The organism is Clostridium sp. MF28 (assembly GCF_002969175.1).
Lineage (GTDB): Bacteria > Bacillota > Clostridia > Clostridiales > Clostridiaceae > Clostridium > Clostridium beijerinckii.
In genome coordinates, this window is record NZ_CP014331.1 from 5,464,243 (window position 1) to 5,480,521 (window position 16,279).

At 31.2% G+C, this 16,279-nt stretch carries 13 protein-coding genes; 12 read left to right on the forward strand and 1 reads right to left on the reverse strand.

Going from position 1 to position 16,279, the window contains the following annotated elements:
• Positions 1-45 precede the first annotated feature (45 nt).
• The 6 genes from AXY43_RS24185 to AXY43_RS24210 all read left to right on the forward strand — a co-directional run bounded on the left by AXY43_RS24185 (position 46) and on the right by AXY43_RS24210 (position 6,373).
• Positions 46-912 carry a pyridoxamine kinase gene (locus AXY43_RS24185; protein ID WP_105412298.1) on the forward strand — a complete coding sequence of 289 codons (867 nt, stop codon included), beginning with the start codon at positions 46-48 and terminating at the stop codon, positions 910-912.
• 118 nt (positions 913-1,030) lie between these two features.
• Positions 1,031-1,783 carry a DeoR/GlpR family DNA-binding transcription regulator gene (locus AXY43_RS24190; RefSeq protein WP_017209656.1) on the forward strand — a complete coding sequence of 251 codons (753 nt, stop codon included), beginning with the start codon at positions 1,031-1,033 and terminating at the stop codon, positions 1,781-1,783.
• Positions 1,776-2,678: a 1-phosphofructokinase gene (gene pfkB, locus AXY43_RS24195; protein WP_017209655.1), complete on the forward strand. Its 903-nt coding sequence runs from the start codon at positions 1,776-1,778 to the stop codon at positions 2,676-2,678. The genes AXY43_RS24190 and pfkB overlap by 8 nt, the downstream gene beginning before the upstream one ends.
• A gap of 124 nt (positions 2,679-2,802) precedes the next feature.
• Complete coding sequence (locus tag AXY43_RS24200) at positions 2,803-4,725, forward strand: PTS fructose transporter subunit IIABC (RefSeq protein WP_105412299.1); 1,923 nt, start codon at positions 2,803-2,805, stop codon at positions 4,723-4,725.
• Positions 4,726-5,065: 340 nt separating this feature from the next.
• Positions 5,066-5,704: a hypothetical protein gene (locus AXY43_RS24205; RefSeq protein WP_105412300.1), complete on the forward strand. Its 639-nt coding sequence runs from the start codon at positions 5,066-5,068 to the stop codon at positions 5,702-5,704.
• A 117-nt stretch (positions 5,705-5,821) separates the two neighbouring features.
• Positions 5,822-6,373: a hemerythrin domain-containing protein gene (locus tag AXY43_RS24210; RefSeq protein WP_017209652.1), complete on the forward strand. Its 552-nt coding sequence runs from the start codon at positions 5,822-5,824 to the stop codon at positions 6,371-6,373.
• 241 nt (positions 6,374-6,614) lie between these two features.
• Here the strand turns inward: AXY43_RS24210 and AXY43_RS24215 are convergent, their stop codons facing one another.
• A complete protein-coding gene (locus AXY43_RS24215; RefSeq protein ID WP_017209651.1) occupies positions 6,615-7,007 on the reverse strand; it encodes an RrF2 family transcriptional regulator in 393 nt (130 codons plus the stop codon).
• Between the two features lie 245 nt (positions 7,008-7,252).
• On the opposite strand from AXY43_RS24215, the gene sufC reads away from it, so the two are divergent.
• From sufC to nifJ, 6 genes are all read left to right on the forward strand, one after another.
• On the forward strand, positions 7,253-8,005 hold the full coding sequence (sufC, locus tag AXY43_RS24220) for a Fe-S cluster assembly ATPase SufC (RefSeq protein WP_011969171.1): 753 nt from the start codon (positions 7,253-7,255) through the stop codon (positions 8,003-8,005).
• Positions 8,006-8,020: 15 nt separating this feature from the next.
• Entirely contained in the window at positions 8,021-9,430 is a 1,410-nt protein-coding gene (sufB, locus tag AXY43_RS24225) for a Fe-S cluster assembly protein SufB (protein WP_039772420.1), read from the forward strand.
• Between the two features lie 9 nt (positions 9,431-9,439).
• Positions 9,440-10,537, forward strand: coding sequence for a Fe-S cluster assembly protein SufD (gene sufD, locus AXY43_RS24230; RefSeq protein ID WP_039772429.1), 1,098 nt, complete (start codon positions 9,440-9,442; stop codon positions 10,535-10,537).
• Entirely contained in the window at positions 10,530-11,759 is a 1,230-nt protein-coding gene (locus AXY43_RS24235; RefSeq protein WP_105412301.1) for a cysteine desulfurase, read from the forward strand. Before sufD ends, AXY43_RS24235 begins: the two co-directional genes overlap by 8 nt.
• A gap of 5 nt (positions 11,760-11,764) precedes the next feature.
• Positions 11,765-12,190 (forward strand): Fe-S cluster assembly sulfur transfer protein SufU, encoded by a 426-nt coding sequence (sufU, locus tag AXY43_RS24240; protein ID WP_039772424.1) that lies wholly within the window; start codon positions 11,765-11,767, stop codon positions 12,188-12,190.
• A 390-nt stretch (positions 12,191-12,580) separates the two neighbouring features.
• Entirely contained in the window at positions 12,581-16,096 is a 3,516-nt protein-coding gene (gene nifJ / locus AXY43_RS24245) for a pyruvate:ferredoxin (flavodoxin) oxidoreductase (RefSeq protein WP_039772425.1), read from the forward strand.
• Positions 16,097-16,279 lie beyond the last annotated feature (183 nt).

The following is a 16,279-nucleotide window of genomic DNA, read 5'->3' on the forward strand; positions in this document are numbered from 1 at the left end:
GAATTAAAAAACTAAATGTAAAAATGTTTTAGAGAGGAGAAATCTATGATAAAGCCTATAAAAAGAGCAGCTGTTTTACATGATTTATGCGGAATAGGAAAAGCTGCTTTAACCAATGTAATTCCTATTCTATCAACTTTGGGGGTAGAGGTTTGTCCGATACCTACTATGATATTAACCAGTCATACTGGAGGGTTTAGTCCAAACATAGAAAGATTGGATGGATATATAAGTAAGGCGGTTCAACACTATATTGAATTGAACATAAATTTTGAAAACATATTTGTTGGATATTTAGGAAGTACTAATAATATCGAAGAAACTTTACTTTTATTAGAATCTGTAAACAAGAATAAATCATTAGTAGTGCTCGATCCTATTTTTGCTGATAACGGTTCTTATTATAGTAATTTTAGTAAGGAATATTCAGATAGTTTAAAAAGGATAATAAGATATTCGCATATCATTACACCTAACTTTACGGAAGCATGTATTTTATGTGATGAAAAGATTGTAGAGGAAGTGAATGAAGAGAAACTATTAGCGCTTTCTAGAAAATTATATAGTTTTGGATGTGATAATGTAATAATCACAAGTGCACCTGTCGCAAATAAAAAGAAGATTGGGATAGCTGTATATAATGGAGAAAACGATTCTTTCAAATTAATAATTAGGGATAGGATAGAAAGATCTTATCCAGGAACTGGAGATGTTTTTACATCAGTTTTGATTGGATTAATTATGGATGGTAACTCATTAGAAAAGAGCGTTGAAGAATCATGCAAATTCGTTGAAGATTGTATTAAAGAAAGCAGTTCTTATGATTACCCAGCAAGAGAAGGATTACTTTTAGAACCAATATTGTATAAGTTAAATGACTTGAAACAGTCAACAAAAGAACAAAATATTTAAATATGAATAAAAACAATCAATAAAAATCAATAAACGTGAAAAAAGTGATTTTTTTTGAAATAAAATGGTTGATTTTTATTGGGATATAAGTTATTATTATATCAGAGGAGTGATGATAATGTTTACAGAAGAAAGGTTTAATATCATTCTTCAGGAGTTGAAGGTAAAAGGAATAGTATCTGTTACTGATTTAGTAAAATTACTGGATGCTTCGGAATCTACAGTTAGAAGAGATCTAAATACACTTGATAGTGAGGGGCTTTTGAAGAAAATTCATGGAGGTGCAATTGCAATAGGTGAGAGTACATCCAAGCACGATTATAAAGTTAATGTTAGACAATCTTTGAATGTAGATGAAAAATCTGAAATAGCAAAGCATGCTGCTGCATTAATTGAAGATGGGGATATACTCTACTTGGATGCTGGAACAACAACTGAGATCTTAATAGATTTTATTGAAGCCAACGAAATAATAGTTGTAACTAATGGAATAGTTCATGCAAAAAAGCTTTTGGAAAGAGGTTTTAAGACTTTTATTGTTGGAGGCGAAGTTAAAGCTATAACTGAAGCAATAGTAGGAAGTACTGTTGTAGAAGATTTGAAAAAATATAATTTCTCAAAAGGTTTCTTTGGAGTAAATGGCGTAAGCAACGAGAGTGGTTATACAACTCCAGATATGAATGAAGCAATGGTTAAAGCTCAAGCAATGAAAATGTGCAGAGAATCATATGTATTAGCAGATCAATCTAAATTAGAAAAAGTTAGTTTTATAACTTTCGGAGCAATAGCAGATTCAACATTAATAACAACAAAAATTGATAATAATATTAGTTATGATACTAATGTAATAGAGGTGGTAAAAAATGATTAATACAATAACTCTTAATCCTTCTTTAGATTATATTGTTAAAGTTGATTCATTTAAGGTCGATTCATTAAATAGAACTGAAGAGGAAAATATTTATGCAGGTGGTAAAGGAATTAACGTATCCATAGTTCTTAAAAATCTAGGGGTAGCTAATACAGCTCTTGGATATGTTGCTGGATTTACTGGAGATGAAATTCTAAGACAAATACAAAGTCATGGCGTAAACTGTGATTTTATAAAATTAAAAAGTGGATTTTCTAGAATAAACGTGAAACTTAAAAGTGATGGAGAAACAGAAATTAATGGATCGGGACCAGCAATAACTGATGAAGAGTTAAATCTCTTACATGAAAAACTTTCACATCTAACAAAAGGCGATTATTTAATATTATCAGGGAGTATACCAAATAGTGTGCCAGATAATATATATGAAAGCATTATGAACAGCTTATTGGATAAGGGGGTAGAGTTCATAGTTGATGCAACAAAAGATTTGCTATTAAAGGTATTAAAATATAAACCGTTTTTGATAAAACCAAATCATCATGAACTTGCAGAAATGTTTAATGTAGAATTAAAAGATGATGAAGACATAATTAAATATGGTAGAAAACTTCAAGAAATGGGAGCAAAAAATGTTCTTATTTCAATGGCAGGTGATGGAGCAATTCTACTACCTGAAAATGGAGATCCGATAAAAAGAGCTGTTCCAAAAGGAATACTTAAAAATTCAGTTGGGGCTGGAGATTCAATGGTGGCTGGTTTCTTATGTGGATATTTGAAAAATAAAAATATAGAAGAAGCGTTCAAAATGGGAATTGCTACAGGAAGTGCAAGTGCTTTCTCAGAAGAATTGGCAACTAAAGAACAAGTATATGAATTATTAAAGCAAATTTAATAGTGAATTTATTCTAGTATGAGTTGAATCTTATTATATTTTTAAATTTTGACAAGAGTAGTTTAACTAGTATTATGATTTTTACAAAAGAATAAAAATATATTTAAATTTTAGGAGGCTAACAATGAGGATTGTAGATTTATTACACAAACAAGGCATAAACTTAAATTTTAATCCAAATACAAAAGAACAATGTATAAATGAATTAGTTGATTTAATGGATAAAACGGGAAATTTAAATAATAAGGAAGAATATAAAAAAGCAATATTAGCCAGGGAAGAATTAAGTACAACTGGGATAGGGGATGGAATAGCAATTCCACATGGAAAAACGAGTGCAGTAAAGAAAGCATCTCTTGCAGCTGCAATTTGTAAAAAGGGTGTTGATTATGATGCATTAGATGCTCAACCAGCACATCTTTTCTTCATGATTGCTGTACCAGATAATAATGATAATTTACACTTAGAAGTATTGGCAAGATTATCTACTATATTAATGGATGAAGCATTTAGAACAAGCTTAATCGACTGTTCTGATAAAGAGGAGTTTTTAAGGTTAATAGATAAGAAGGAAATGGAAAAGTTTCCTGAAGAGGTAAAGGGGGAATTAGAGATGAATAAAAGTGGTTATAGAGTATTAGCAGTAACTGCATGTCCAACAGGGATTGCACATACTTACATGGCAGCTGAAAGTCTTGAAAGTAAGGGGAAAGATATGGGAGTCTCAATAAAAGTTGAGACAAATGGTTCTGGTGGTGCTAAAAACGTTTTAACAAAAGAAGAAATAGCAAATGCAGAATGTATAATTATAGCAGCTGATAAAAATGTAGAAATGGCTAGATTTGATGGTAAGAGAGTAATTAAAACTAAGGTTGCAGATGGAATACACAAGTCGGCTCAATTAATTGAGGAAGCTATAAGTGGAAATGCTCCAATATATCATCATGCTGGAGGAGCAGATAGCAGCGAAGATGTTTCAAACGAATCTGTTGGACGCCAAATTTACAAGCATCTTATGAATGGTGTATCACATATGTTACCGTTTGTAATCGGTGGTGGTATATTAATAGCTTTAGCATTCTTATTTGATACATTCAATCCTGCTAATCCAAGTGGTTTTGGTTCAGGTACACCTATTGCAGCCGTATTGATGAAGATTGGTGGTACTGCATTTGGATTCATGTTACCAGTTCTTGCTGGATTTATTGCAATGAGTATTGGAGATAGACCAGCTCTTTCAGTAGGTTTTGTTGGTGGTGCTTTAGCTAGTGCCGGTATTACTTTTGCAAGTGCTTTTGATCCAAAAGTTCCAGCAGTTTCTGGTGGTTTCTTAGGGGCATTACTTGCAGGTTTCATTGCTGGATATTTAGTTGTTGGTCTTAAGAAGTTATTTGCAGGTTTACCAAACAGTTTAGAAGGTATAAAGCCAGTATTTTTATATCCTTTACTAGGAACACTTTTAATCGGTGTTATAATGTTATTCATAAACCCAATAATGGGATCAATAAATACAGGTATCACTGGTGCACTTAACTCAATGGGTGGTACAAGTAAGATTCTTTTAGGTATTGTTTTAGGTGGTATGATGTCAGTTGATATGGGTGGTCCAGTTAACAAAGCAGCTTATCTTTTTGGTACAGCATCACTTGCTAGTGGAAACTTTGATATAATGGCAGCTGTTATGGCTGGTGGTATGGTTCCACCACTTGCAATTGCAATATGTACTACAGTATTTAGAAATAAATTTACTGAAAAAGACAGGCAGGCAGGTCTTGTAAACTATATAATGGGATTATCATTTATTTCAGAAGGTGCGATTCCTTTTGCAGCAGCAGATCCAATAAGAGTACTACCATCTTGTATAATTGGTTCAGCAGTTGCTGGAGCTCTTTCAATGGCATTTGGATGTGCATTAAGAGCACCTCACGGTGGAATATTTGTTATTGCAATAGTAACTAATCCACTTCAATACTTAGCAGCAATACTCATTGGTGCAGTAGTTGGGGCAATAATATTAGGAATAATAAAGAAACCAGTACAAAAATAAGATTTATGGGAAAATAAGAGGGTAAGTTAATATAAGGGTATAGGAAGCAGTGGAAGTTAAAAACAGCCACTGCTTCTTTTGTTGACTTCTAAAATAAAATGAAAAATATTTCTATAAAAAAGGATAAAATATAGGATTTTCTTATATATCTTTTTTATGGATTTGTATCATATGTTACGTAAAAATATAAAATAATATGGTATTATAAATTTACAAATAAAACATAATATAAATAAGTATTTGAAGTAAATAAGTATGGATTTTTAAATTGTTTTAAGTTTAAAAATAATAAAGGTTTTATTTTCTAGTTAAATACTTTTGCTATAGGAGGAGAAAAAATATGAGTTTATTTTTAGGAAAGATACATTATTGGTTATTTAATAAGATTTTATGGTTTGAAAAATTAGAAGGTGAGATAATAAACCTTGCAAAAAAAGATGGTTTGAATGTAGAAGAGTTACGTAAAGAAATTAATGAAAAGTATGGTGAGCCAACTCCGAATCTTCCACTAGAAGAAATGATAGACACAAGTAATATCCATGGATGGTTACAAGGAAAAATTCATTCAGCAGAGGGAAGAATGGCTGCGTGGACAACAAAACTTGTAAATAATAATAAAGGTGTCACTACAAAATTAGAAGAGATTTATTCTAGCCAAGGGATTAAAGCTGCCAGCGAAGTTAAAGAAAAAGGAATGGAACTTACAAATGCAGGTGAAATTTTTGACAGTATCAATGATTATATTTTAGATGGAATGCCATGTGATAGAGTCAATGAAGTAATTAAAGCAGAAGAAGATATGGTTGAATGGAAGAGAAGAGTATGCGTTCATAGTGATATTTGGAATAAAGAAGAAGGTGACGTTAATTATTTCTACAAGCTAAGAAGTTTATGGGTTAAAGAATTTGTAAATGCAGTTAATTCAGATTTCGAGTATGTTGAAGATGGCAACAATACAATGGTGATAAGAAGGAAATAAGATCTTTATGGGATAATAATTTAAGAATAATAGAGTACCTAGCTATATTTTTGGCTATACGATGATTAAATTTATCACTGTTATTTGTAATGAGAATATGTAATAGGAGGAAAAGATATGGATGCTATAGATTTAATGATGGAAGAACATAAGTATATAAAAAGAATGTTGGTTGTTGTAAGAAAAGCATGTTTTAGATTATACAAAGGTGAAAAAATAAGTTATGATGATTTTAATTCCATGATAGGTTTTATTAGAAATTTTGCTGATTCTCATCATCATAAGAAAGAAGAAGTAATGCTTTTTAATAGAATGGTTGAAGAAATAGGCCCAACTGCTGAAAAAATAGTTAAGCATGGTATGCTTGTGGAGCATGATCTTGGAAGACTACACATAAGTGAACTTCAAGCTGCACTTAAAAATCTAAAAGATGGGGATGAAGAAGCTATTTTAGACGTAATTTCTAATGCTATCTCCTATACGCATTTATTAGAGAGACATATTGATAAAGAAGATAAAGTTGTATATACATTTGCCAAAAGAGAATTAAACGCAGGCACATTAACAGGTATAAATAAGGAATGTATTGACTTTGAAGAAATAAATAATCACATAAAAAAAGATAATATTTTAATATTAGAAGAATTGGAGAAAAAATACAATTCGTAAGTAAATGGTGTTATAGTGGGAAGCGACTGTAACACCTTTATTTTTATATATAAGTATACATTTAATGGGGGCATAAAAAATACTGATTTATGTAATTTAGAAATCAGTACAGCCTAATTACTTTCTTGATTTTTTATAGTATATGGTTTTTGTGACAAGGCTTTAGACAAAAAAATATTTTTCTAATGATAGAATTTGAATAAAAAATTATAGCAAGATAAAGTATAAAAACTTTATCTTGCTATAAAATATCCTCTAAGGTATATTTGCTAAATTCATCAACAAAAGAATTAATAGATGACGATAATATTGCTTTTAATTTGCATTTTGAAGTGGAACAAGTATGCTTTGCACTTGAAAAACATTCAGATACAGTTATACTTTCCTCTGTAATTATTAATATTTTCCCAAGGTTTATGTCTTTAGGCTCCATCCCAAGTTTTAAGCCGCCATTTCTTCCTTTAGTTGATATTACATATTCAGTTTTACCTAGCCTATGAACGATTTTCTTTAAATGATGTTCAGATATTTCAAGGTTAGATGCCAACTCTTCCACAGTGCATATTTTATCTTGATTCTTAGCTAAATATATTAAAATTCTAAAAGCATAATCTGAAAACTTAGATAAGTTCAAATTTTCACATCCCTTCTTTAGTTTCATTATACCTTATAATAAAAAAAAGTAAATTGGTTAAAAATAAAATGTGCATTTGTATTGCGCATTAAAAAAACCTGTGCTAATATTAAGGTGTATTTAGAATGCACTTTAAAATTTATACATATAAAGAAATTATATATAAGACTTACATTTATGGAGTTTAGACAGGTGTTTTGTGAAAAACATAGTTAATTAAATATTAGTTAGATAGGAGAATTGTTATGGATAAGAGTTTGTTAAAAGTGTGTGATTTAAGAATTGAAGCAGATGATAAAGAGATTTTAAAAGGATTAAATCTTGAAATAAATAAAGGTGAAGTTCACGTAATAATGGGACCAAATGGAGCTGGTAAATCTACTCTAGCCAATGCTCTTTTAAATAATCCTAAATATAAAAGATTGAGTGGAGATATAGAATTCGAAGGTGAAAACATAAATGAATTAAAGACTGATGAAAGAGCTAAAAAAGGTTTATTTTTATCATTTCAATACCCAGAAGAAATTCCAGGAATTACTGTAGAGAATTTCTTAAAGTATGCTAAGAGAACTACAGATGGAAATGTGCTAAAACATTTTAAGTTTGACTTAGATTTAAAGAACAATATGAAAGAATTAAAAATAGATGAAAGCTATGCAAGCAGATATTTAAATGTAGGATTTTCAGGTGGAGAAAAGAAGAAAAATGAAATACTACAAATGTTAACTTTAAATCCAAAGTTAGCAATTTTAGATGAATCAGATTCTGGACTCGATGTTGACGCTATAAGAATTGTTTCTAAAGGTATTAAAATGTTCTCAAATGAAAACAATGGAGTTTTAATTATTACTCATAATACAAAAATATTAGAAAATTTAAAACCTGATTATGTTCATGTATTAGTAGATGGAAGAATAGTTAAAACCGGAGATGGAAGCTTAGCTAATGAAATTGAAGAAAAGGGTTATGAATCTTTTAAAGAAAATGTAGCTATATAAAGGTGGTGAAATAAGATGGAAAACAAAAAGAAGACTTATATAGATGAAATGGATAGAGGAATCTATGATGTTAAAAATGAAGACAGCTTTAGTTTTAAATCTGAAAAAGGCTTAACAAAAGATATAATTGAAACTATTTCAGAAGAAAAAAATGAAGCCAAATGGATGAGAGATTTTAGATTAAGATCTTTAGAAATATATAATAAATTGAAATTACCAACATGGGGACCATCCTTGGATGAGTTAGATATGGATAACATTGTAACCTATGTAAGGCCAAAGAGCAGCTTAGTTGGTTCTTGGGATGAAGTGCCTGAGGATATAAAGAAAACTTTTGATTTACTAGGAATTCCAGAAGCTGAAAAGAAATCACTAGCTGGAGTTGGAGCACAGTATGACTCAGAAGTAGTTTACCACAGTATAAAAGAAGATTTAGTAAAACAAGGCGTAATTTATACTGATATGGAAACAGCATTAAGAGAACATGAGGATTTAGTTAAAGAATATTTTATGAAGTGTGTTACACCTAATGATCATAAATTTGTTGCACTTCATGGAGCTGTTTGGTCAGGAGGATCTTTTGTGTATGTTCCTAAAGGGGTTAATGTAGACATACCGCTACAATCTTATTTCAGATTAAATTCACCTGGAGCAGGACAATTTGAACATACACTAATTATTGTAGATGAAGGAGCAAAGCTTCATTTTATTGAAGGTTGCTCAGCTCCAAAGTATAGCGTTACAAATTTACATGCAGGCTGTGTTGAGCTCTATGTAAAAGAAGGCGCAACACTAAGATATAGTACAATAGAAAACTGGTCAAAGAACATGCTTAACTTAAACACTAAGAGAGCAATTGTTGAAAAGAATGGAACAATAGAATGGGTATCAGGTTCTTTTGGTTCACAAATATCGATGCTATATCCTATGAGTATATTAAAGGGCGAAGGAGCAAGAGCAGAATTTACAGGTGTATCTTTTGCAGGTAAGGGACAAAACTTAGATACTGGAGCAAAGGTTATACATGCCGCACCAAACACTTCTTCTACTATAAACTCAAAATCAATTTCAAGAAACGGTGGAAAAGCTACTTATAGAGGAGTATTAAAGGTAAATTCAAATGCCTATAATTCAAAATCTATGGTATCCTGTGAATCTCTAATGTTAGATAATAAATCAAAATCAGACACTATTCCAGTAATTGATTTATTAAATGATGATGTTGAAATTGGTCATGAAGCAAAAATAGGTAAGATAAGTGATGCTTCTATTTTCTACCTTATGACTAGAGGAATAAGTGAAGATGAAGCTAAATCTATGATAGTAAGAGGGTTTGTGGAACCTATATCAAAAGAATTACCATTAGAATATGCAGTAGAAATGAACAATTTAATCAACATAGAATTAGAAGGAAGCATAGGGTAGGTGAGAGAAATGAAGGCTATACAATTTAATAATTTAAATAAAACTCCAATAAGAACTAAAAGCTGGGTTAATATTAATGATATAAGCCTTGGAGAATTAAATATTGGAGAAATTAAAAAGTTTGATAACGTAGAAATCAAGGGCTTAGAAGGCGTTGATATTCAAAAGTTAGAAAATGACAAAATATTACCTTTATATAGAGAGTTTCAATATGGAATCAGTGAAGATTTAATAAACCAAGGTAAAGAAGGTTTCAACCAAGGTTATGTAATAACAATAGGTAGAAATATAAAAACTGAAGAACCAATAATTATAGAATTTAATATGGATAAAGATAACAGCTATTTAGTAGATAATTTAATAATTGTTGGAGAAGAAAATTCGAAAGCTTCTATTATAGTAAAGTATAAATCTTTGGACGATTCAATTGGTTATCATAATGGAATTTGTACTATATATTCAAAGAAGAATAGTGAAATTAAACTAACTAAAGTGAATTTTTTAAATGAAAATACCGTTCATTTCGATTCTAATGTTTCAGATATTGAAGAAGATGGAAAGGTTGATTTTATATCAGTAGACCTTGGAGGACAATATAGTATTTACAATTATCATGGAGATTTAATAGGTGATAAATCAGCTGCCAATATAAATTCTATTTATTTAGGAAATAAAGATAAACTTATAGACATTAATTACATTATTACTCACAAAGGTAAAAGAAGTAATTCCAATATAAATGTTAAAGGGGCACTTCAAGGAAAAGCTAGAAAGGCTTTCAAAGGAACCTTGGATTTTAAAACTGGTGCATCTAAAAGTGTTGGTGCAGAAGATGAATATTGTATGCTCCTTTCAAAAGAAGCTAGAGCTAAAGCAATGCCAGTGCTATTATGTGCAGAAGATGATGTTTCAGGAGAACATGCAGCATCTTCAGGAAGAATTGATGAAAACAAATTATTTTATTTGATGTCTAGAGGATTAAGTTATGATGAAGCTAAGATTGTAATTGTTAGAGCTGCATTTAATCCAATAATAGATTCAATTGGTGATAATGACGTTATAGAAGAAATATTACAAGAAGTAGACAGGGGACTTAAAAATGAATAATGTAGATTTTTTGAAAGATTTCCCTGTTTTGAGGGCCAATGAAAATGGGGAAAGATTAGTTTATTTAGATAGCGGTGCTACAACGCAAAAGCCTGTTCAAGTTATAGAAGCTATTGAAAACTACTATAAAGTAAGTAATGCAAATCCTCATAGAGGTGCTTATAAGTTAAGTATTGATGCAACAAAGGCCTATGATGACGCTAGAGAAAAGATTAGAAGATTCATTGATGCAGAATTTTCAAAAGAAGTAATTTTTATTAAAAATGCAACAGAAGGCTTTAATCTTATAGCATCTTCTTATGGAATGAACAACATTAATGAAGGTGATGAAATTGTTATTTCAATTGCAGAGCATCATTCAAACCTTATTCCATGGCAGATTGTAGCTAGAGCTAAAAAAGCAACTTTAAAATATATGTACGTAAATGAAAACGGAGAAATTCCAGAAGAAGAAATTAAAGATAAGATTACTGAAAGGACTAAACTAGTTAGCATAACTCATGTTTCTAATGCACTTGGAACTATAAATCCAGTAAAAGAGATTATAGAGTATGTTCATTCAAAAGGTGCTAAAGTAATTGTAGATGGATCACAAAGCGTACCACATATGAAAGTAAGTGTAAGAGACTTAGATGCAGATTTTTTAGTGTTTTCAGGACACAAACTTTTAGGCCCAATGGGAATTGGCGTAGTTTACGGCAAGAAGGAGCTTTTGGAAAGCATGCCACCATATATAGTTGGTGGAGATATGATTGAATATGTTTATGAGCAGGAAGCAACCTTTGCAGAATTGCCATCTAAGTTTGAAGGTGGTACTCAAAATGTTGAAGGTGCTGTAGGGCTTGCAGCTGCCATTGATTATCTAGAAAATATAGGAATGAAAAGAATAGATGAAATAGAAAGAGAACTTACAAGTTATGCAATTGAAAAATTTCAAGAACTGCCTTATATAAAGCTATATGGGCCTAAGGATTTAAGCCATAGAGGTGGAATAATTTCATTTGATATAGAGGGAGTTCATCCTCATGATGTTGCTTCAGTTTTTGATTCTCATGGCGTTGCAATAAGATCAGGCAATCATTGTGCTCAGCCATTAATGAGATATATGGGTATTAATGCAACCTGCAGAGCTAGTTTTTATTTTTATAATACAAAAGAAGATGTAGATAAATTAATTGAAGCAACAAAGAAAACATATGAAATGTTTTTGAAATGGAGGTAATTTAGATGGATTTAAATGCTATTTATACAGAACTTATAATGGAACACAGCACTTCTAAGCATAATAAGAGAAACTTAGATAGCCCAGATATAAAAGAAAAAGGTCATAATCCTAGCTGTGGAGATGAAATTACGTTAGAACTTAAATTAAACAATGGTGTTATTGAAGATTTAGCCTTTACAGGGCAAGGGTGTGCAATATCTCAAGCATCTACATCAATAATGATAGATTTGATAAAAGGTAAAAATATCGAAGAAGCATTAAAGCTTACAGAAACTTTTATTGGAATGATTAAAAGAGAAATTAAAGATGATGAAGAATTATATGCATTAGAAGATGCTATGGCTTTTAAAAATATCTCTAATATGCCAGCAAGAGTTAAATGTGCAGTTTTAGCATGGCATACTTTGAAGGAAGCTTTGGAAAAATAATTATTATTAGATAGCATAGAACCTAGACCTTATTTAAAATCAAACGAAATGTAAAATGTTATTTTAGTCAAGTAAAAACTTTAAATTCTTATATAAATATAGAAAAAGCTAGTACCCATTTTTTAAAATATGAAAGCTGTGGTATGTGAAAAATATAAATTTGAACATTTTAAAAGTTATAATACTCTCATGTATTTCCGTTGGAAACATACGAATGAGTGAGAGTATTATAACTTTTGTTTATTTGATCTAAAATTATACTATCATTTGAAGAACATGGAATTACTTCATTGAAAAATACATACTATCAAAATTTTTTAGTAATACTATAAATGAAGATAGAATTAATAATTAACAATATAGAAACAAAGAGAAAATGAGGTAAATACAATGAGAAAAATGAAAACTATGGATGGGAACACAGCTGCTGCATATATGTCATATGGATTTTCGGAAGCAGCAGTGATTTTTCCGATAACTCCATCATCACCAATGGCAGAACATGTGGATGAATGGGTTGCACAAGGGAAAAAAAATATTTTTGGGCAACCGTTAAAAGTTGTTGAAATGCAGTCAGAAGCGGGAGCAGCTGGTGCACTGCATGGTTCGCTTCAAGCAGGTGCATTAACAACAACATATACAGCATCCCAAGGATTACTATTAATGATTCCTAATATGTACAAAATAGCAGGAGAATTGCTGCCATGTGTCATACATGTAGCTGCTAGAGCAATTGCAACATCAGCACTAAGTATATTTGGAGATCATCAAGATGTTATGGCGGCAAGGCAAACCGGTTTTGCAATGCTTGCAGAAGGGTCTGTTCAAGAAGTAATGGATTTAAGTGGAGTGGCACATTTAGCAACTATAAAATCACGGATACCTTTTATGAATTTTTTTGATGGATTCAGGACATCTCATGAAATTCAAAAAATAGAGGTAATTGAACCAGAAGAACTTGTTAAGGTATTAGATTATAAGGCACTTGATGAATTTAGAAAAAGAGCTTTAAATCCAAATCATCCTGTTATAAGAGGAACTGCTCAGAATCAAGATATTTACTTTCAAATGCGCGAGGCTGTAAATAAGTATTATGATGATGTTCCAGAAATTGTTGAACAATATATGACCGAGGTTACTAGGCTTACAGGTAGATCATATCATTGTTTTGATTATTATGGAGCACATGATGCTGATAGAATTATAATTTCTATGGGGGCAGTAAATGATGTTATAGAGGAAACTGTAGATTTTCTAAATAATAATAAACAAAGAGTAGGGCTTGTAAAAGTAAGGTTATATAGGCCATTTTCACTGGATAAACTATTGAAGGCTATTCCAAAGACTGTAAGAAAAATTGCAGTTTTAGATAGAACGAAAGAACCAGGGTCAGTTGGAGAACCACTTTACCTAGATGTATCAAGAGCATTTTTTGGAATGGATAATGCTCCGATTGTTGTTGGTGGAAGATTTGGACTTGGATCAAAAGATCCAACACCAGCTCATATTGCTGCTGTCTATGATAACTTATTTTTAGATGTACCAAAAAATAACTTTACAATTGGAATAATTGATGATGTTACAAATACATCTTTAAGAACATTCGAACATATAGATGCTACTCCTGATGGAATTACATCGTGCAAATTCTGGGGCTTAGGATCAGATGGTACAGTTGGTGCGAATAAAAGTGCAATTAAGATTATCGGAGATAATACAGATATGTATGCTCAAGGATACTTTGATTACGATTCTAGAAAATCAGGAGGACTTACAGTTTCGCATTTAAGATTTGGTGATAAGCCAATTAAATCTAGATATCCAATTGATAGACCGGATTTTGTTGCGTGTCATAATCAATCCTATGTGTATAAATATCATGTGATTAGAGGTCTAAAAAAGAATGGTAAATTTATATTAAATACAATTTGGACGCCTGAAGAATTGGATGAGAGATTACCAGCATCTATAAAAAGGTATATTGCTCAAAATCATATAGAATTCTATATAATTAATGCAGTTAGAATTGCTCAATGTGTTGGCCTTGGAGGAAGAATAAATATGATAATGCAAGCTGCATTCTTTAAAATAGCAAATATAATTCCAGTTGAGGATGCTATAAAATTTCTAAAAGAAGCAGTTGTTAAATCATATGGCAATAAAGGCGAAAAAATTGTTAATATGAATCACGCAGCAATAGATGCAGGGTTAGAGGGAATAACTAAAATTAAGGTTCCTTATAGTTGGAATACTGATTTAGACGATAAAATTGAGCTTGATGAGAATTTTCCGGAATTTATTAAAGAAATTACTAGGCCAATGAATAGGTTAGAGGGCGATTCAATGCCAGTGTCCCATTTCGTGAAAGCGGGAATACAAGATGGTACCTTTATGTCTGGAACAACGTCTTATGAAAAGAGAGGAATAGCTGTAAATGTGCCTGAGTGGATACCAGAAAACTGCATTCAATGTGCACAATGTTCATATATATGTCCACACGCTACAATTAGAGCATTCTTACTAAATGAAGATGAAAAAGAAAAGGCTCCTGAAGGTCTAAAAGTATTAGATGCAAAAGGAATAAAAGGTGATGAAAAGTTATATTTCTCAATTGGTATTACTCCGCTTGATTGTACTGGATGTGGTAATTGCGCACAAGTATGTCCAGCACCAGGTAAAGCATTAGTAATGAAATCACAAGATAGTCAACATGAGCAAATTGAAGCTTGGAATTACTATATGGAAAGAGTTAAACCTAAAAATCCGCTAAATAAATACACTCTTAAAGGAAGCCAATTTGAAAGACCATTACTTGAGTTTAATGGAGCATGTGCAGGTTGCGGTGAAACTCCATATGCAAGGCTTGTGACACAATTATTTGGTGATAGAATGATGATTGCAAATGCTACAGGGTGCTCATCAATTTGGGCAGCAGGGTCATATGAAATGGCATATACAGTTAATGAACATGGTCATGGACCAGCATGGGCAAATTCATTGTTTGAAGATAATGCTGAGTTCGGATATGGAATGTATTTAGGTGTTAAAACAATAAGAGAAAGAATAGCGAATAATGTTGCTATCGCCATTGAAAGTAATATGTCAGAGGGAACTGAGACTGTTCTTAAAGAATGGTTAGATAATAAGGATATTGGGGATGGAACAAGAGAAAGGGCAGAAAGGTTAGTTGAAGTTCTTGAAAAAGAAAATAGTGAAATTGCTAAAGAGATATTAAAGGATAAAGAATATTTCGTAAAAAGGTCACAGTGGATATTTGGAGGAGATGGTTGGGCTTATGATATAGGCTATGGAGGTCTAGATCAAGTGATAGCAATGAATGAAAATGTAAATATATTAGTATTCGATACAGAAATTTACTCAAATACTGGTGGTCAGTCATCAAAATCAACTCCAACAGCAGCAATTGCAAAATTTGCTGCATCTGGGAAGAGGACGAAGAAGAAAGATTTAGGAAGAATGGCAATGACATATGGATATGTTTATGTAGCTCAAGTTTGTATGGGAGCAGATAAGAATCAAACTATTAAAGCTATAACAGAAGCAGAAGCATATGATGGTCCATCATTGATAATAGCATATTCTACATGCATTAATCATGGAATAAAAGTAGGAATGTCAAATACTCAAGAGGAAGAAAAGAAAGCAGTTGATTGTGGATATTGGCATCTTTATAGATATAATCCAGCATTAAAGGGAGAAAAGAATCCATTTATATTAGATTCTAAAGATCCAAAAGAAGATTTTAAAGACTTCTTAATGGGTGAAGTAAGATATGCATCCCTTGCTAAAGCATTTCCAGAGGAGTCAGAGAAATTATTCGAGAAAACAGAATCTGAAGCGAAGGAAAGGTTAGAAATTTATAAAACATTAGCAAATCAACAATAATTTTATAAAAAGTAATAAATACAAAAGGTTGTAATTTAAATTTAATAGAAAATAACATACTAACTTCTTAATCAGAAGTTGATATGTTATTTTTTTTATAAATATTCTTTACGAATAATTTATTATATATATAAATATTATTAAATATAAATAGTATAAAGGAGTTAAGTGTGTATAAATTAA

What these genes read in the sequence shown, in the direction of transcription:
- AXY43_RS24185 (WP_105412298.1), top strand. Translation starts at nt 46, where the DNA reads ATGATAAAGCCTATAAAAAGAGCAGCTGTTTTACATGATTTATGCGGA.
- AXY43_RS24190 (WP_017209656.1), top strand. Translation starts at nt 1,031, where the DNA reads ATGTTTACAGAAGAAAGGTTTAATATCATTCTTCAGGAGTTGAAGGTA.
- pfkB (WP_017209655.1), top strand. Translation starts at nt 1,776, where the DNA reads ATGATTAATACAATAACTCTTAATCCTTCTTTAGATTATATTGTTAAA.
- AXY43_RS24200 (WP_105412299.1), top strand. Translation starts at nt 2,803, where the DNA reads ATGAGGATTGTAGATTTATTACACAAACAAGGCATAAACTTAAATTTT.
- AXY43_RS24205 (WP_105412300.1), top strand. Translation starts at nt 5,066, where the DNA reads ATGAGTTTATTTTTAGGAAAGATACATTATTGGTTATTTAATAAGATT.
- AXY43_RS24210 (WP_017209652.1), top strand. Translation starts at nt 5,822, where the DNA reads ATGGATGCTATAGATTTAATGATGGAAGAACATAAGTATATAAAAAGA.
- sufC (WP_011969171.1), top strand. Translation starts at nt 7,253, where the DNA reads ATGGATAAGAGTTTGTTAAAAGTGTGTGATTTAAGAATTGAAGCAGAT.
- sufB (WP_039772420.1), top strand. Translation starts at nt 8,021, where the DNA reads ATGGAAAACAAAAAGAAGACTTATATAGATGAAATGGATAGAGGAATC.
- sufD (WP_039772429.1), top strand. Translation starts at nt 9,440, where the DNA reads ATGAAGGCTATACAATTTAATAATTTAAATAAAACTCCAATAAGAACT.
- AXY43_RS24235 (WP_105412301.1), top strand. Translation starts at nt 10,530, where the DNA reads ATGAATAATGTAGATTTTTTGAAAGATTTCCCTGTTTTGAGGGCCAAT.
- sufU (WP_039772424.1), top strand. Translation starts at nt 11,765, where the DNA reads ATGGATTTAAATGCTATTTATACAGAACTTATAATGGAACACAGCACT.
- nifJ (WP_039772425.1), top strand. Translation starts at nt 12,581, where the DNA reads ATGAGAAAAATGAAAACTATGGATGGGAACACAGCTGCTGCATATATG.